Origin of the sequence: Enterobacter cloacae complex sp. IR5428 (assembly GCF_049238585.1) — a bacterium.
Lineage (GTDB): Bacteria > Pseudomonadota > Gammaproteobacteria > Enterobacterales > Enterobacteriaceae > Enterobacter > Enterobacter intestinihominis.
This window is the reverse complement of record NZ_JBMKHV010000003.1, coordinates 19,435-37,440: the sequence shown is the minus strand read 5'-3', so window position 1 is coordinate 37,440 and position 18,006 is coordinate 19,435. Positions and strand designations below refer to the sequence as shown.

Annotated in this window: 15 protein-coding genes; 11 read left to right on the top strand and 4 right to left on the bottom strand. The window is 50.9% G+C overall.

Translation table 11 applies throughout. The features are described 5' to 3' along the window. Nucleotides 1-57: 57 nt before the first annotated feature. The 3 genes from rssA to galU all read left to right on the top strand — a co-directional run bounded on the left by rssA (nt 58) and on the right by galU (nt 3,168). Nucleotides 58-960, top strand: a complete 903-nt coding sequence (gene rssA / locus ACOTXC_RS04850) for a patatin-like phospholipase RssA (RefSeq protein WP_022648357.1) — start codon at nt 58-60, stop codon at nt 958-960. Between the two features lie 89 nt (nt 961-1,049). Continuing rightward, nucleotides 1,050-2,063, top strand: coding sequence for a two-component system response regulator RssB (gene rssB, locus ACOTXC_RS04845; RefSeq protein WP_003856721.1), 1,014 nt, complete (start codon nt 1,050-1,052; stop codon nt 2,061-2,063). A gap of 199 nt (nt 2,064-2,262) precedes the next feature. After that, nucleotides 2,263-3,168, top strand: a complete 906-nt coding sequence (galU, locus tag ACOTXC_RS04840) for a UTP--glucose-1-phosphate uridylyltransferase GalU (RefSeq protein WP_022648355.1) — start codon at nt 2,263-2,265, stop codon at nt 3,166-3,168. 201 nt (nt 3,169-3,369) lie between these two features. On the opposite strand, the gene hns is transcribed toward galU, so the two are convergent. Beyond that, on the bottom strand, nt 3,370-3,783 hold the full coding sequence (gene hns, locus ACOTXC_RS04835; protein WP_003856724.1) for a histone-like nucleoid-structuring protein H-NS: 414 nt from the start codon (nt 3,781-3,783) through the stop codon (nt 3,370-3,372). Nucleotides 3,784-4,333: 550 nt separating this feature from the next. Between hns and tdk the strand changes: the two genes are divergently transcribed. Continuing rightward, nucleotides 4,334-4,948, top strand: a complete 615-nt coding sequence (tdk, locus tag ACOTXC_RS04830) for a thymidine kinase (RefSeq protein ID WP_032622434.1) — start codon at nt 4,334-4,336, stop codon at nt 4,946-4,948. Between the two features lie 69 nt (nt 4,949-5,017). Here tdk and adhE read toward each other — a convergent pair whose 3' ends face one another. Further along, nucleotides 5,018-7,699, bottom strand: a complete 2,682-nt coding sequence (gene adhE, locus ACOTXC_RS04825) for a bifunctional acetaldehyde-CoA/alcohol dehydrogenase (RefSeq protein ID WP_032624107.1) — start codon at nt 7,697-7,699, stop codon at nt 5,018-5,020. A 480-nt stretch (nt 7,700-8,179) separates the two neighbouring features. On the opposite strand from adhE, the gene ACOTXC_RS04820 reads away from it, so the two are divergent. The 7 genes from ACOTXC_RS04820 to ACOTXC_RS04790 all read left to right on the top strand — a co-directional run bounded on the left by ACOTXC_RS04820 (nt 8,180) and on the right by ACOTXC_RS04790 (nt 16,061). Next, the gene (locus tag ACOTXC_RS04820; protein ID WP_017384236.1) at nt 8,180-8,827 is read left to right on the top strand and encodes a YchE family NAAT transporter; all 648 of its coding nucleotides are present in this window, start codon (nt 8,180-8,182) and stop codon (nt 8,825-8,827) included. 769 nt (nt 8,828-9,596) lie between these two features. Further along, nucleotides 9,597-11,228: an oligopeptide ABC transporter substrate-binding protein OppA gene (gene oppA, locus ACOTXC_RS04815; protein WP_421767448.1), complete on the top strand. Its 1,632-nt coding sequence runs from the start codon at nt 9,597-9,599 to the stop codon at nt 11,226-11,228. A gap of 82 nt (nt 11,229-11,310) precedes the next feature. Then, nucleotides 11,311-12,231, top strand: a complete 921-nt coding sequence (gene oppB / locus ACOTXC_RS04810) for an oligopeptide ABC transporter permease OppB (protein ID WP_003856738.1) — start codon at nt 11,311-11,313, stop codon at nt 12,229-12,231. A gap of 12 nt (nt 12,232-12,243) precedes the next feature. Continuing rightward, nucleotides 12,244-13,152: an oligopeptide ABC transporter permease OppC gene (oppC, locus tag ACOTXC_RS04805; protein ID WP_015570372.1), complete on the top strand. Its 909-nt coding sequence runs from the start codon at nt 12,244-12,246 to the stop codon at nt 13,150-13,152. 11 nt (nt 13,153-13,163) lie between these two features. Then, entirely contained in the window at nt 13,164-14,177 is a 1,014-nt protein-coding gene (locus ACOTXC_RS04800; protein ID WP_017384234.1) for an ABC transporter ATP-binding protein, read from the top strand. After that, entirely contained in the window at nt 14,174-15,178 is a 1,005-nt protein-coding gene (oppF, locus tag ACOTXC_RS04795; RefSeq protein ID WP_421767447.1) for a murein tripeptide/oligopeptide ABC transporter ATP-binding protein OppF, read from the top strand. Before ACOTXC_RS04800 ends, oppF begins: the two co-directional genes overlap by 4 nt. Before the next feature lie 46 nt (nt 15,179-15,224). After that, complete coding sequence (locus tag ACOTXC_RS04790) at nt 15,225-16,061, top strand: ion transporter (protein WP_022648350.1); 837 nt, start codon at nt 15,225-15,227, stop codon at nt 16,059-16,061. 31 nt (nt 16,062-16,092) lie between these two features. Here the strand turns inward: ACOTXC_RS04790 and ACOTXC_RS04785 are convergent, their stop codons facing one another. Then, entirely contained in the window at nt 16,093-16,422 is a 330-nt protein-coding gene (locus tag ACOTXC_RS04785; protein ID WP_006810881.1) for an HI1450 family dsDNA-mimic protein, read from the bottom strand. 33 nt (nt 16,423-16,455) lie between these two features. Further along, entirely contained in the window at nt 16,456-17,916 is a 1,461-nt protein-coding gene (cls, locus tag ACOTXC_RS04780) for a cardiolipin synthase (RefSeq protein WP_022648349.1), read from the bottom strand. Between the last annotated feature and the right edge of the window lie 90 nt (nt 17,917-18,006).

Genomic DNA, 18,006 nt, shown 5'->3' with positions numbered 1-18,006 from the left:
AACTGAGCAGGTGCGTTGACGCTATGTCGGGAATCCAGGGGAAGTAAAACAGGGCTAATGAGAAAGGTAAAAATTGGACTGGCGTTGGGCTCAGGTGCAGCCCGGGGTTGGTCACATATTGGCGTTATCAATACCTTAAACCAGATGGGGATTGACGTTGATATTGTCGCAGGATGTTCTATCGGGTCGCTGGTCGGATCCGCGTACGCCTGCGGTAAGCTCCCGCAGCTTGAAAGCTGGGTGCGCTCCTTTAGTTACTGGGATGTACTGCGCCTGATGGATCTCTCCTGGCAGCGTGGCGGCCTGCTGCGCGGCGAACGCGTATTCAATCAGTTTCGTAAGATAATGCCCCTCGCTGACTTCAGCCACTGCCAAATGCCTTTCGGTGCCGTTGCAACCAACCTCAGTACGGGCAGGGAGTTATGGCTCACCGAAGGGGATATTCATCTCGCCGTTCGCGCATCCTGTAGCATGCCTGGGTTAATGGCGCCTGTGCCTCATAATGGCTACTGGCTCGTTGATGGTGGCGTGGTGAATCCTGTCCCCATCTCTCTGACGCGCGCCATGGGGGCAGATATCGTCATTGCAGTGGATTTACAGCACGACGCTCACCTTATGCAGCAGGATTTGATGCCGGTTAATCTTCAGAGCGATGATGCGGAAGAAGAGAAACTTGCCTGGCATGCGCGTTTACGCGGCAGAATAGGGCGCCTGACTGCCCGTCGCACGGTGACCGCGCCGAACGCCATTGAAATCATGACGACCTCCATTCAAATTCTTGAGAATCGCCTGAAGCGAAACCGTATGGCTGGCGATCCTCCGGATATTCTTATTCAGCCCTATTGTCCACAAATCTCTACCCTTGATTTCCACCGGGCTGAGGCCGCCATAGCAGCGGGCTCGTTAGCCGTCGAAAAGAAAATAGATGAACTGTTGCCTTTTGTGCGTACAGCACGTTAAGCACTTTTTTGATTACTTCAGCAAAATCTGACAGGCGATAGTACCAATAGCATGCCACTATTGAGTAACTGTCAGCCAGGGGAGGAACCATGACACAGCCATTGGCCGGAAAACATATTTTGATAGTAGAAGACGAGCCCGTTTTCCGATCGCTACTGGATTCGTGGTTATCCTCACTGGGTGCAACCACGTCCCTTGCCGAAGATGGCGTCGAGGCACTGGAAAAAATGGCCAGCATGGCGCCTGATCTGATGATCTGCGATCTCGAGATGCCGCGCATGGACGGATTAATGCTGGTGGAAAACCTGCGTAACGAAGGTTATCAGACACCGATACTGGTGATCTCGGCAACCGAAAATATGGCGGATATTGCTAAGGCGTTGCGTTTGGGTGTGCAGGATATCCTGCTCAAACCGGTTAAAGATTTAAACCGACTGCGTGAAACGGTGTTGGCCTGCCTGTATCCCAATATGTTTAATTCCCGGGTGGAAGAAGAAGAACGTCTTTTCCAGGACTGGGATGCTTTAGTCAGTAATCCGCTCGCGGCCGCGAAGCTGCTTCAGGAACTTCAGCCGCCGGTGCAGCAAAATATCTCTCATTGCAGAGTAAATTATCGCCAGCTGGTAGCGGCTGACCAGCCTGGACTGGTGCTGGATATTGCGCCGCTATCAGATTCCGACCTCGCTTTTTATTGCCTGGATGTTACCCGAGCGGGAGATAACGGCGTTCTGGCGGCCTTATTACTCCGTGCGCTGTTTAATGGATTGCTACAGGAACAATTATCCCATCAGGGGCAACGACTTCCTGAGTTAGGCAGTTTACTAAAACAGGTCAACCAACTTTTTCGCCAGGCCAATTTGCCGGGGCAGTTCCCGCTTCTGGTTGGCTATTATCACAGCGGGTTGAATAACCTTATTCTGGTCTCTGCTGGATTAAATGCCACGCTGAATACCGGCGAACACCATATACAGGTGAGTAACGGTGTGCCGTTGGGAACGTTGGGTAATACTTACCTTAATCAAATTAGCCATCGCTGCACCTCCTGGCAGTGCCAAATTTGGGGTGCCGGTGGGCGGTTACGCTTAATGTTGTCCACGGAGTAAGCAGTCAGATTTTATTTTTCAGATTGCTTTACCTGTGTTTTTGCTGGCAGTGCTACTATCGCTGCAAGTTTCATGCGTATTTGTCTTAATTGATCGGCAACGCGTTCTTTTCAGACCCGTATTAGTGGCTGAGACTGTATACTCAACGCGTTATTCAATGCATAAAAGTTCAAAACTTGAACAGTTCAGGAGAATTTCAATGGCTGCCCTAAATTCGAAAGTCAGAAAGGCCGTTATCCCGGTGGCGGGATTGGGTACCAGGATGTTGCCAGCGACGAAGGCAATCCCAAAAGAGATGCTGCCTCTGGTTGATAAGCCATTAATCCAGTATGTCGTGAATGAGTGTATTGCGGCAGGTATCACCGAAATTGTGCTGGTGACGCATTCATCTAAAAACTCTATCGAAAACCATTTCGATACCAGTTTCGAACTCGAAGCAATGCTGGAAAAACGCGTAAAGCGCCAGCTGCTGGAGGAAGTGCAGTCTATTTGCCCTCCACACGTTACCATTATGCAGGTTCGTCAGGGCCTGGCGAAGGGCCTGGGACACGCAGTATTGTGTGCACATCCGGTAGTGGGTGATGAGCCGGTCGCGGTTATTCTGCCCGACGTGATCCTTGATGAGTATGAGTCCGATCTTTCCCAGGAAAACCTGGCGGAAATGATTAAACGCTTCGACGAAACCGGCAGCAGCCAGATTATGGTTGAGCCAGTCGACGATGTGACTGCTTACGGTGTGGTTGACTGCAAAGGTGTTGCCCTGCAACCTGGTGAAAGCGTACCAATGGTTGGCGTTGTTGAAAAACCTAAAGCGGACGTCGCGCCGTCTAACCTTGCTGTCGTTGGCCGTTACGTACTGAGTGCTGAAATCTGGGCGCTGCTGGCCAAAACGCCTCCGGGTGCGGGCGATGAAATCCAGCTGACGGATGCTATCGATATGCTGATCGAGAAAGAGACCGTGGAAGCCTACCATATGAAAGGTAAGAGCCATGACTGCGGTAATAAGCTCGGTTATATGCAGGCATTCGTCGAATATGGCATTCGCCATAACAGCCTGGGTGAAGAATTTAAAGCCTGGCTCAAAGGTAGCGTGGGTATTAAGTAATAAACTCACGGACCAGTGAACAAGACCGGTGTGGCGATGCCCACCGGTTTTTTTATGCCTGTCGATCCGTAATTGGCTGGAGATTGTCAAGGACGTTAAATAGTGAGCCAGGCAATATGACAGAATGTAAGGAGATGTTTGGGGAATATTATGGGCATAAAAAATCCCGCATTAAGCGGGATTTTTCAGAATCTTTCCAGATTAATCCTTGATCAGGAAGTCATCCAGTTGTTTACCTTGTTCGTCCATAGCTTTCTTGATTACAGCAGGAGTACGACCCTGGCCGGTCCAGGTTTTCTCTTCGCCGTTCTCGTCGATGTAGCTATATTTAGCAGGACGTGCTGCGCGTTTTGCTTTGGTACCGGTTTTAGCCGCAGCCATGCTGTTCAGCAATTCGTTTGGATCGATACCATCGGCAATCAGCATTTCGCGATACTGTTGCAGTTTACGTGTACGTTCTTCGATTTCAGCCGCTGCTGCGCTTTCTTCTTCACGACGTTCGTTAACGACAACTTCTAATTTTTCGAGCATCTCTTCAAGCGTTTCAAGGGTACATTCTCTTGCCTGCGCACGAAGAGTACGGATGTTGTTCAGAATTTTAAGTGCTTCGCTCATTGTAGTAATCTCAAACTTATAATGGGGGTGGGTTTGTTGTCCTAATAATAGAGCGTTAATTTCACTTGTGCAATAGGTTGGAATGTAAGGAATTCAAAAAATACAAAATTAATGACGCTATTATTAATTACGCTAACTTAAATTTCATTGTTTGCTGGGGCGATGAGATATCGTTTCAAACGGCAAAAGCGCGTCATTTGCATGTTTGTTTTGTGACTTTTACCTCAGGAATTATAGTTGCGGTTGATAAATATCAGCCTTTCGTATTACTCCGGCTAAGCGCAGCGAACAGAAGAATAGTTAATAAATAGTGAATTTTAAAGATTGCAGAAGCCACTATAAAAAGAAGTGTTATCTCCGGTGTCGAGCTCGCCTTATTGTCCGTGCTAAAAGCCTTTACTGTCTGTTTTAACGCATTATTTTGCGCTATCAACGAAGAGTTTATTGGTGCAGAACAGCCTGGAGCACGCAGCCCGCCGCTGATGACAATACAAAATATGGTACAATGATCCATCGGGAATATTACACATTGATTAGGGTTCTTCGGCCAATGGCACAACTTTATTTCTACTATTCGGCAATGAATGCAGGGAAATCGACGGCGTTACTGCAATCCTCATACAATTATCAGGAGCGGGGGATGCGTACCGTTGTTTATACCGCCGAAATCGACGATCGCTTTGGGGCAGGGAAGGTAAGCTCAAGAATAGGGCTCTCGTCGCCTGCAAGGCTGTTTAACCCTGAAACGGACCTGCTTGAGGACATTCGTGCCCAGCATGCCTCTAAGCCTGTCCATTGCGTGCTGGTAGATGAAAGCCAGTTCCTGACCCGCGAGCAGGTCCATGCGCTTTCAGAGGTCGTTGATGAGCTGGATATTCCCGTTCTTTGCTATGGATTACGCACTGACTTTCGCGGTGAGTTATTTGCCGGTAGCCAGTATCTGCTCGCCTGGTCGGATAAGCTGGTTGAGCTGAAAACTATCTGCTTTTGTGGCCGCAAGGCAAGTATGGTTCTTCGCCTGGACCAGTCGGGCAAGCCTTATGCTGATGGCGAGCAGGTGGTGATAGGGGGCAATGAACGTTATGTCTCGGTCTGCCGCAAGCATTATAAAGAGGCGCTGGCTGTAGGCTCGCTGACGGCGTTACAGGGCGACAATCGCAAATAAAAAAAATGTCTTACGGATCCTCAGATATAAAAAAACCCGCCAGCGGCGGGTTTTTTTTCACACTGTCAATCAAGCATTTTTCTTCGCTTTCTTGTCAGCCTTTACAACTGCGGGGATGTCAACTTTTACGGCAGCGACATCGCTTTCAGTGAAGTTACGACCGTAATAGGTATCCAGCAGGATCTGTTTCAGTTCGGAAATCAGTGGGTAGCGCGGGTTAGCACCAGTACACTGGTCATCGAATGCATCTTCAGACAGCTTATCTACGTGAGCGAGGAAGTCAGCTTCCTGAACGCCTGCTTCGCGGATAGATTTAGGAATACCCAGTTCAGCCTTCAGGCTTTCCAGCCATGCCAGCAGTTTCTCGATCTTCGCTGCAGTACGGTCGCCCGGTGCGCTCAGACCCAGGTGGTCTGCGATTTCAGCGTAGCGACGACGAGCTTGCGGACGGTCGTACTGGCTGAATGCAGTCTGCTTGGTTGGGTTGTCGTTGGCGTTATAGCGGATAACGTTGCTGATCAACAGGGCGTTCGCCAGACCGTGAGGAATGTGGAACTGTGAACCCAGCTTGTGCGCCATGGAGTGACAGACACCCAGGAAGGCGTTAGCAAATGCAATGCCCGCGATGGTTGCCGCACTGTGTACACGTTCACGAGCTACAGGGTTTTTCGAACCTTCGTTGTAAGAAGCTGGCAGGTTTTCTTTCAGCAGTTTCAGTGCCTGTAAAGCCTGACCGTCAGAGAACTCAGAAGCCAGTACGGAAACGTAAGCTTCCAGGGCGTGAGTTACCGCATCCAGACCACCGAACGCACACAGTGATTTCGGCATTTCCATGACCAGGTTGGCGTCAACGATAGCCATATCTGGAGTCAGTGCGTAGTCAGCCAGCGGATATTTCTGACCCGTTGCGTCATCAGTCACAACAGCAAATGGCGTCACTTCTGAACCGGTACCGGAAGTGGTGGTGACGGCGATCATTTTCGCTTTCACGCCCATTTTCGGGAACTTGTAGATACGTTTACGGATATCCATAAAGCGCAGCGCCAGTTCTTCGAAGTGGGTTTCCGGATGCTCGTACATGACCCACATAATTTTCGCGGCGTCCATTGGGGAACCGCCACCCAGTGCGATGATCACATCAGGTTTGAAGGAGTTAGCCAGTTCAGCGCCTTTACGTACAACGCTCAGGGTTGGGTCAGCTTCAACTTCAAAGAAGACTTCAGTTTCGACGCCAGAAGCTTTCAGAACAGAGGTGATCTGGTCTGCATAGCCATTGTTGAACAGGAAACGGTCAGTCACGATGAGCGCACGTTTGTGGCCATCAGTAATCACTTCGTCCAGCGCGATTGGCAGAGAGCCGCGGCGGAAGTAGATAGATTTCGGAAGTTTGTGCCACAACATGTTTTCAGCTCGCTTAGCAACGGTTTTCTTGTTGATCAGGTGTTTTGGACCAACGTTTTCAGAGATGGAGTTACCACCCCAGGAACCACAACCCAGAGTCAGGGAAGGTGCGAGTTTGAAGTTATACAGGTCACCGATACCACCCTGAGAAGCAGGGGTGTTGATCAGAATACGTGCCGTCTTCATCTTCTGACCGAAGTAAGCAACACGCTCTGGCTGGTTATCCTGGTCGGTGTACAGGCAAGAGGTGTGGCCGATACCGCCCATCGCCACCAGCTTCTCTGCTTTTTCTACCGCGTCATCGAAATCTTTCGCACGGTACATTGCCAGTGTCGGGGATAGTTTCTCGTGAGCAAACGGCTCACTTTCATCAACGACTTTCACTTCACCAATCAGAATCTTGGTGGTAGCAGGGACGCTAAAGCCGGCGAGTTCAGCGATTTTATACGCTGGCTGACCTACGATAGCTGCGTTCAGTGCACCATTTTTCAGAATCACGTCCTGAACGGCTTTCAGTTCTTTACCTTGCAACAGGTAGCCGCCGTGGCTGGCGAAACGTTCACGAACGGCGTCGTATACCGAATCAACCACGACAACAGACTGTTCAGATGCACAGATAACGCCGTTATCGAAGGTTTTTGACATCAGCACAGAGGCAACTGCACGCTTGATATCTGCCGTTTCGTCGATCACAACAGGAGTATTACCTGCGCCTACGCCGATGGCTGGTTTACCGGAGCTGTATGCTGCTTTAACCATACCAGGACCGCCGGTCGCCAGGATTAGGTTAATGTCCGGGTGATGCATCAGGGCATTGGACAGTTCAACAGAAGGTTGGTCGATCCAACCGATCAGATCTTTTGGCGCACCCGCAGCAATGGCAGCCTGAAGCACGATATCCGCTGCTTTGTTGGTGGCGTCTTTCGCACGTGGATGCGGGGAGAAAATGATTGCGTTACGTGTTTTCAGACTGATAAGAGATTTGAAGATGGCGGTAGAGGTTGGGTTAGTGGTTGGAACGATACCGCAAATAATGCCGATGGGTTCAGCGATAGTGATGGTGCCAAAAGTGTCGTCTTCTGACAGCACACCGCAGGTTTTCTCATCTTTATAGGCGTTGTAGATATACTCTGAAGCAAAGTGGTTTTTGATCACTTTATCTTCAACGATACCCATACCGGATTCGGCAACGGCCATTTTAGCGAGAGGGATTCGAGCATCTGCAGCAGCCAGAGCGGCCGCGCGGAAGATTTTATCAACCTGTTCTTGGGTGAAATTGGCATATTCACGCTGGGCTTTTTTCACGCGCTCGACGAGGGCGTTCAGTTCAGCGATATTGGTAACAGCCATAATGCTCTCCTGATAATGTTTAAACTCTTTTAGTAAACCAGCGCTCGATACGTCTGACAGTATAGTCAGAGCCGATCCCACTTGCGTAACACACAGTAAAACAAAGGATTACTCACTGCTTCCGCTCACTAATTTACTAAAAGAGCCTTACCTTAGCATCATACCTTTTTGATAGGTGATCTCCCTGGCGGCGTAATCAAGATTACTCACTTCTGAGTACGAAAATTATGATCAAGATCAATTTTGTCCTAAGCTGATACCTTTCAGCAGGGTTATTTTGTGCTAATTATTCCAGTGTTAAATAATTAAGTAACTATTGGAAGTGGCGCTATCATTGAGTATACAAATGTTTAACATCATGAATTGATAACGTTTTAGAACAGATTTCTGGTGAAGTGTGCGGCTAAAAAGCGTATCTTCAGCGCGGATTTATCATTACACGCTGTCTCTCCCTGACCATGCTCAATTGCGGAGCTTAATGTGATTCAAACGCTCTTTGATTTCCCTACATATTTCAAGTTTTTTATTGGCTTGTTTGCCCTGGTCAACCCGGTAGGGATTATCCCTGTCTTCATCAGTATGACCAGTTATCAGACAGCCGCCGCGCGAAATAAAACCAACCTGACGGCAAACCTGTCGGTGGCGATTATCTTGCTTACGTCTCTTTATCTGGGGGACGCCATTCTTCAGGTCTTCGGCATCTCGATTGATTCGTTCCGAATAGCAGGCGGGATCCTGGTGGTGACGATTGCCATGTCGATGATCAGCGGCAAGCTGGGGGAGGATAAACAGAATAAGCAGGAAAAATCAGAGACAGCTATCCGCGAGAGCATCGGCGTGGTGCCACTGGCACTGCCGCTGATGGCGGGCCCGGGGGCAATCAGCTCTACCATTGTATGGGGAACACGCTATCACAGCCTGATGCACCTGATTGGCTTCTCTGTCGCCATTGCCCTGTTCGCACTTTGCTGCTGGGGCGTATTTCGTATGGCACCATGGCTGGTTCGCTTGCTGGGACAAACGGGCATCAACGTGATTACCCGTATCATGGGTCTGTTGTTAATGGCGTTAGGCATCGAATTTATCGTTACCGGTATAAAAAGTATATTCCCCGGATTAGTACACTGACTTTCGTTTGAAAGAGCGGAGCCAGCGGCTCCGTTTTTTTACGTGAATATCAGCAAATCATATCAATAAAGTTGAAATACGCACCAGCCATAATAAGTTCTACTAATAACCCTCTTTTGTTGATTTTCAAGAGGTTGTTTATTTTCAGTTTGCTTCTCTGCCCATAAATCCTTCAAACGCTCTGTTATTTTACTCACATGATACTCTGGGGCTTGCTGACAGATAACCGAAATGATATTAGTAATTTCGACGCTGACCCAGACGAATGTGCTAAATAATAACCAGATGTTAAATTTTCGTGAAAAATCGTTCGAATTTGTCATGTCATCGCACCAGTCCCGAGAGAACTCTACAACTGAATGTATTGTAAGGGTTTTACTTGTTTTTGGCGTGAAAGGTGGTCGGCGGCATAGCTACGCCTGACTCCGTAAAAGAGAAATGCTTAACAAATTTGCAAAATGTATTGGCGAGAGTTGGCACCATTTGGTACTTTCCGGCCTTATATTTTGCGGCATTAAACAAGTTGATGAGAACTATTTTCATATAGACCTCACTTAAGCTTTCCAGCACACCTCACTGACAGGGGAGAGGTGTAAAGAATCGACGCAAGATCGCCGTACGAGCGGTCAGTAATAATGAAGTCGATGATAGCAAGAAGTAAAAAAAGAACCTGACAGCAGCAAAAAAAACTCCTGCGCTGTACAGGCCCCAACAGGGGATTACACAACTGGCGAAGGCCAGTCATAATAATGAGTGGAGTATCAACACAATGTCCATCATCACAAAAAAAAGTCTGGTAGCGGCGGGGATTTTTACTGCGCTAATCGCGGGCAACGCTGCAATGGCTGCGGACGTTCCTGCTGGTGTTCAGCTGGCTGAGAAGCAAACGCTGGTACGTAATAACGGTGCGGAAGTGCAGTCTCTTGATCCGCACAAAATTGAAGGTGTTCCAGAGTCTAACGTTAACCGCGATCTGTTTGAAGGTCTGCTGGTGACTGACGTAGACGGCCACCCGGCTCCGGGCGTGGCGGAAAAATGGGACAACAAAGATTTTAAAGTCTGGACCTTCCATCTGCGTAAAGATGCCAAATGGTCTGACGGTACGCCGGTTACCGCCGAAGATTTCGTCTATAGCTGGCAGCGTCTGGCGGATCCGAATACCGCCTCCCCGTACGCGAGTTACCTCCAGTATGGCCATATCGCCAATATTGATGACATCATCACGGGTAAAAAGCCAGTAACCGACCTGGGCGTAAAAGCCATCGATGCCAACACTTTTGAAGTGACGTTGAGCGAACCTGTTCCGTACTTCTATAAGTTGCTGGTTCACCCGTCCGTTTCTCCGGTACCAAAATCCGCGGTAGAAAAATTTGGTGAAAAATGGACGCAGCCTGCGAATATCGTGACCAACGGTGCATATAAGCTGAAGGACTGGGTCGTTAACGAGCGTATGGTGCTGGAGCGCAACCCGCAGTATTGGGATAATGCCAAGACGGTTATCAATCAGGTCACCTACCTGCCAATCTCTTCTGAGGTAACGGACGTAAACCGCTACCGCAGCGGCGAAATCGACATGACCTATAACAACATGCCGATTGAACTGTTCCAGAAGCTGAAAAAAGAGATCCCGAAAGAAGTTCACGTCGATCCGTATCTGTGCACCTACTATTATGAAATTAACAACCAGAAAGCACCGTTCACCGACGTACGTGTTCGTACCGCACTGAAGCTGGCTCTGGATCGCGACATTATCGTGAATAAAGTGAAGAATCAGGGCGACCTGCCGGCTTACAGCTACACCCCGCCTTACACCGACGGTATGAAGCTGGTTGAACCTGAATGGTTCAAATGGTCCCAGGAAAAACGTAATGAAGAAGCGAAAAAGCTGCTGGCTGAAGCGGGCTATACCGCCGACAAGCCGCTGACGTTTAGTCTGCTGTACAACACCTCCGATCTGCATAAAAAACTGGCTATTGCCGTCGCGTCAATCTGGAAGAAAAATCTCGGCGTGAACATGAAGCTGGAAAATCAGGAATGGAAAACCTTCCTCGATACGCGCCATCAGGGAACCTTTGACGTGGCACGTGCAGGATGGTGTGCGGACTATAACGAACCGACCTCATTCCTGAACACCATGCTCAGCGACAGTTCGAACAATACCGCACACTATAAGAGCCCGGCGTTTGATAAGCTGATTGGCGATACCCTGAAAGTGGCAGATGACGCCCAGCGCGCCGATCTGTACGCGAAATCAGAACAACAGCTCGATAAAGACTCTGCGATCGTTCCGGTTTACTACTACGTTAACGCCCGCCTGGTGAAACCATGGGTAGGGGGTTATACCGGTAAAGACCCGTTGGATAATATTTCCGTTAAGAATCTTTATATTATCAAGCATTAATGGCAATACGTGGGGCGAGCGAGCTTGCCCCACTGTGTCTATTTTGTAACATTCATCAGGCACACGCCAGAAGGTACGGGCAATGTTGAAATTTATCCTGCGTCGCTGTCTTGAAGCGATTCCAACGTTATTTATTCTAATTACAATTTCCTTCTTTATGATGCGTCTTGCGCCGGGCAGTCCTTTTACCGGTGAACGCACGCTTCCGCCAGAAGTTATGGCCAACATCGAAGCGAAATATCATTTAAACGATCCTATCACCACGCAGTACTTCAACTATCTGAAGCAACTTGCACACGGTGATTTTGGTCCGTCATTCAAATATAAAGACTATTCCGTTAACGACCTGGTGGCGTCCAGCTTCCCGGTATCGGCTAAATTAGGGGCTGCTGCATTTATCCTGGCCGTTGTTCTCGGTGTCACTGCGGGCGTTATCGCCGCACTAAAACAAAATACCCGATGGGATTACGCCGTAATGGGGGTCGCAATGACCGGGGTGGTTATCCCCAGCTTCGTTGTCGCGCCGTTGCTGGTCATGATATTCGCGATAACCCTTAAATGGCTGCCCGGGGGCGGCTGGAATGGCGGGGCGCTGAAGTTCATGATATTGCCGATGGTGGCATTATCTCTGGCCTACATTGCCAGTATCGCCCGTATTACGCGTGGTTCAATGATTGAAGTCCTGCATTCGAACTTTATCCGTACCGCCCGAGCGAAAGGGTTGCCGATGCGCCGGATTATTTTCCGTCACGCTCTCAAGCCTGCACTGTTACCGGTGCTCTCCTATATGGGTCCTGCATTCGTCGGCATTATTACGGGTTCAATGGTGATTGAAACCATTTATGGCCTGCCGGGCATCGGGCAGTTGTTTGTTAACGGGGCGCTTAACCGAGACTATTCGCTGGTGCTGAGCCTGACGATCCTCGTGGGCGCGCTGACCATTCTCTTTAATGCCGTTGTCGATGTGCTGTATGCCGTTATCGATCCGAAAATCCGTTACTAACTGGAGCACGCCATGATGTTGAGTAAGAAAAACAGCGAGGCGCTGGAAAACTTCAGTGAAAAGCTGGAGGTCGAAGGTCGTAGCCTTTGGCAAGACGCCCGCCGTCGTTTTATGCATAACCGTGCCGCCGTTGCCAGCCTGGTCGTGCTGGTGCTTATCGCGCTGTTCGTAACCCTGGCACCAATGCTCTCTCAGTTCACCTATTTCGATACGGACTGGGGCATGATGTCCAGCGCGCCGGATATGGAATCCGGGCACTATTTCGGTACCGACTCCTCCGGGCGTGATTTGCTGGTGCGTGTGGCGATTGGCGGCCGTATCTCCCTGATGGTTGGCATCGCAGCGGCGCTGGTGGCGGTAATTGTCGGCACGCTTTACGGTTCGCTTTCCGGTTACCTCGGCGGGAAAGTGGACTCCGTGATGATGCGTATGCTTGAAATCCTGAACTCCTTCCCGTTCATGTTCTTCGTCATTCTGCTGGTGACCTTCTTTGGTCAAAATATCCTGCTGATCTTCGTGGCGATCGGGATGGTGTCCTGGCTGGATATGGCGCGTATTGTGCGCGGCCAGACGCTGAGCCTTAAACGTAAGGAGTTTATCGAAGCCGCACAGGTTGGTGGCGTTTCTACCGCCAATATTGTGGTGCGTCATATCGTTCCTAACGTGCTGGGCGTGGTGGTGGTATACGCCTCCCTGCTGGTGCCAAGTATGATCTTGTTTGAATCTTTCCTGAGCTTCCTGGGATTAGGTACGCAAGAGCCGTTGAGTAGCTGGGGCGCTCTGTTAAGTGACGGCGCAAACTCCATGGAAGTGTCACCGTGGTTACTGCTGTATCCGGCGGGCTTCCTGGTCGTCACCCTGTTCTGTTTCAACTTTATCGGCGATGGCCTGCGTGATGCCCTCGACCCGAAAGACCGTTAAGGAGCGCCGTCATGACCATTATTGAAACGGCAACCGCGCCACAGGCGCAACAGCGGACCAGCGCACTGCTGGACGTTAAAGACCTCCGCGTGACGTTTAAAACCCCCGACGGTGATGTGACTGCCGTTAACGATCTCAACTTCGACTTGCGTGCCGGTGAAACGCTGGGCATTGTGGGCGAATCCGGTTCCGGTAAATCCCAGACCGCATTCGCGCTGATGGGCCTGCTGGCGTCAAACGGCGTGATAGGGGGTTCGGCGACGTTTAACGGGAAAGAGATCCTGAATTTGCCGGAACATGAGCTGAACAAACTGCGCGCCGAGCAGATTTCAATGATTTTCCAGGATCCGATGACCTCCCTGAACCCCTATATGCGGGTGGGTGAACAGCTGATGGAAGTGCTGATGCTCCACAAGGGGCTGGGCAAAGCCGAAGCGTTTGAAGAGTCCGTCAAAATGCTGGATGCGGTGAAAATGCCTGAAGCACGCAAGCGCATGCGCATGTATCCGCACGAGTTCTCCGGCGGTATGCGTCAGCGCGTCATGATCGCGATGGCATTGCTTTGCCGGCCAAAACTGCTGATCGCTGATGAACCAACCACCGCTCTCGACGTGACCGTCCAGGCGCAGATCATGACGTTGCTGAACGAGCTGAAGCGTGAGTTCAACACCGCCATCATCATGATCACCCACGATTTAGGCGTCGTTGCCGGGATCTGCGACAAAGTGTTAGTCATGTATGCAGGCCGCACGATGGAATACGGTAATGCCCGCGATGTGTTCTACCAGCCAGCCCACCCGTACTCTATCGGGCTGCTGAATGCCGTACCGCGCCTCGATGCGGAAGGGGAGTCGCTGCTGACTATCCCGGGCAACCCGCCAAACCTGCTGCGTTTGCCAAAAGGCTGCCCGTTCCAGCCACGCTGTCCGCATGCGATGGAAATCTGTAACAGCGCACCGCCGCTGGAAGCGTTTGCCCCAGGCCGTCTACGCGCCTGCTTTAAGCCGCTGGAGGAGCTGGTATGAACGCAATCGACGAAAAAAGAAATGTGCTGCTCGAAATCGCTGACCTGAAGGTCCATTTCGATATCAAAGGCGGTAAACAGTGGTTCTGGCAGCCTGCCAAAACCCTGAAAGCGGTGGATGGCGTCACGCTACGCCTGTACGAAGGGGAGACCCTGGGCGTGGTGGGCGAATCCGGCTGCGGCAAGTCGACATTTGCGCGTGCGATCATCGGCCTGGTGAAAGCCACCGACGGGAAAGTGGCCTGGCTTGGCAAAGATCTGCTGGGGATGAAGCCGGATGAATGGCGCAATGTGCGCAGTGATATCCAGATGATTTTCCAGGATCCTCTGGCGTCCCTGAATCCGCGTATGACCATTGGCGAAATCATTGCCGAGCCGCTGCGCACCTATCATCCGAAGATGCCGCGCCAGGAAGTTCGCGATCGGGTGAAAGCGATGATGCTGAAGGTGGGTCTGTTGCCTAACCTCATCAACCGCTACCCTCACGAGTTTTCCGGCGGTCAGTGCCAGCGTATCGGTATCGCACGCGCGTTGATCCTTGAACCGAAACTGATTATCTGTGATGAGCCGGTTTCGGCGCTGGACGTTTCCATCCAGGCCCAGGTGGTTAACCTGCTACAGAAACTGCAACGGGAAATGGGGCTGTCGCTGATCTTCATCGCCCACGATCTGGCGGTGGTAAAACACATTTCAGACCGTGTGCTGGTCATGTATCTGGGCCACGCCGTGGAACTGGGCACGTATGATGAGGTGTACCATAATCCGCTGCACCCTTATACCAAAGCGCTGATGTCTGCGGTTCCCGTTCCGGATCCCGATCTGGAAAAAAATAAAACCATTCAGCTTCTGGAAGGTGAACTGCCTTCGCCAATCAACCCGCCTTCAGGCTGCGTATTCCGTACGCGATGCCCAATAGCCGGGCCGGAATGTGCAAAAACACGGCCGGTTCTGGAGGGCAGTTTCCGACATGCGGTTTCCTGCCTGAAAGTAGACCCGTTATAATCGCAAGGGCTGACATGATGTCAGCCCTTATTTTTTCGAGGTTAATGTGTCGCGATTATTCACGTCGGCCCGTCAGCGGCTTTATCACCTTTTATTTGATCCAGAAACGGTTTCCGGTCGCCGTTTCGAGGGTCTGTGTGGCTTATTTGCACTGATTAGCGTCATTATTATCTTTATCGAATCCGGTGCCGGAACGCAGTACCACATGACGTATGAGGAGTGGCACGTTTTTGTCTGGCTGGAATTGATCGTCACGCTGGTGTTTACCGCAGAGTATGTGCTGAGGGTCATTAGCTGGCCAAATCCGGCGAAATACGTTTTCAGCTTCTGGGGATTTATTGATTTAGCCACTATCCTGCCGCTGTATGTCATGTGGCTGTGGCCTGAGATCAGCCTGAATTATGTGTTTGCCTGGCGCGCAATGCGGGCGATTCGTGTGTTACGAATTTTGAAGCTGCTGCGCTTTATGCCGTCGCTGAGGGTTTTTTGGGTCGCCATTGTCAGCGCCCGCCACCAGCTTATTCTCTTCTATTCGTTTATTGCTATCGTGATGATCGTTTTTGGCTCCCTGATGTATTTAATCGAAGGGCCAAAATACGGGTTTACCACGCTTAATGCGTCGGTTTACTGGGCTATCGTCACGGTGACCACCGTGGGCTATGGCGATATTACACCGCATACGCCGCTCGGACGTATTGTGGCATCGATTCTTATTCTGATCGGTTATTCGGTAATAGCGATACCGACGGGGCTAATTACCACCCATATGAGCAGCGCCTTCCAGAACAGCAAGCAGCAACGCAAATGTCCGAATTGTCAGCAGGGAAATCATGAACCCGGGGCGCGGTTTTGTCACCGCTGTGGAAATGCCTTGCCGGATTAAATAAAAAAGGCTGCGCGGGCAGCCTTTTTTATTATTCGCGCCAGAGAATATGGCACAGCTTATGGTCTTTCTCGCGGCACAGCAGGACGCGGGCAAAGATGTCGTTAATTTCTCCGCCGTCTTCATCTGCCAGGCCAATTACCACCTCAGCGAAGAAGTCCGGGTTGAGATCAAAATCGACGTGTTCGGCCCAGTCTTCAGACGGATCGAACAGCTCAGCACCGCCACGCTCTTCAAATTGCAGGTTGAAAAGAATGACGTCAGCAGGGTCGAGATTATCGACCGCCAGCTCGAGAAAAATATCGTAGGCCTGTTCGAGCGTTTCGTCTTCGGTCAGGCGATTGTTCAGATCCATTTCCATGATGACTACCTGTTAAACATCGTTGGGCACGTTTTACAGCAACGGACTAAAGAAGTAAAACAGTCGTTCGGCAATTCGCTGCCACAGCGGACGTTTCGCCCACAGTCTGGCGTCCAGCAGGCGTGAGCGGGAGATATAATCATCCTGAACCGCCGCCAGATCGCCGCCGAAACCGGCGTCATCAATGACCAGCGTAATTTCAAAATTCAGCCACAGACTGCGCATATCGAGGTTGACGGTACCCACCAGGCTCAGCTCTCCGTCTACCAGCACGCTCTTGGTGTGTAACAGACCGCCTTCGAACTGATAGATTTTAACGCCCGCGGCCAGCAGCTCACTAAAGAACGCGCGACTTGCCCACCCGACCAGCAGCGAATCGTTCTTGCGCGGCATAATAATGCTCACATCCACTCCGCGCTGTGCCGCTGTACAGATGGCGTGCAGAAGGTCGTCGCTGGGGACGAAATAGGGCGTGGTCATGATCAGATATTCCCGCGCTGAGTACGCGGCGGTAAGCAGTGCCTGATGGATCAGATCTTCCGGGAAGCCAGGACCGGAGGCGATAGTGTGGATAGTGTGCCCGCTGGCTTCCTCAAACGGCATGATATTGCCATCCGGCGGCGGGGGAAGAATGCGTTTACCGGTTTCAATTTCCCAGTCGCACGAATAGACGATGCCCATAGAGGTTGCCACCGGGCCTTCCATGCGAGCCATCAAATCGATCCATTGCCCCACGCCGGAATCCTGTTTAAAGAAGCGGGGGTCGACCATGTTCATGCTGCCGGTGTAGGCGATATAGTTATCGATCAGAACCATTTTCCGGTGCTGACGAAGATCCATGCGGCGCAGAAAGACGCGCATAAGATTCACTTTCAGCGCCTCGACCACCTCGATACCGGCGTTGCGCATCATGCCTGCCCACGGGCTACGGAAAAAGGCCACGCTGCCGGCGGAGTCCAGCATCAGGCGGCAGTGGATACCGCGACGTGCAGCGGCCATCAGCGATTCGGCGACCTGGTCCGCCATGCCGCCCGGCTGCCAGATATAAAACACCATCTCGATATTATGCCGGGCGAGCTGGATATCACGGATCAGCGCCTGCATCACGTCATCGGAAGAGGTCATCAGTTGCAGCTGATTGCCTTTTACCCCAGCAATGCCCTGGCGGCGTTCGCACAGCTTGAACAAAGATGCGGCCACGCTGCTGTTCTCTTCGGCGAAGATATGCTTGCAGGCTTTAAGGTCGGCAAGCCATTTTGCCGTGGAGGGCCACATGGCACGGGCGCGTTCGGCCCGGCGTTTACCCAGATGAAGTTCACCGAAAGAGAGATAGGCGATGATGCCCACCAGCGGCAGAATGTAGATAATCAGAAGCCAGGCCATGGCGGAAGGCACCGCTCTGCGTTTCATCAGAATGCGCAACGTCACCCCGGCAATTAACAGCCAGTATCCTAAAATGACCAGCCAACTCACCACGGTGTAGAAGGTTGTCATAAATAAAAAATCCTTTTGAAAGCGTATTGTTATGAGTTTACGCATCAGGATTCATCTGGCAAATAAAAACGGCAGATAAAAGCGCTGGTT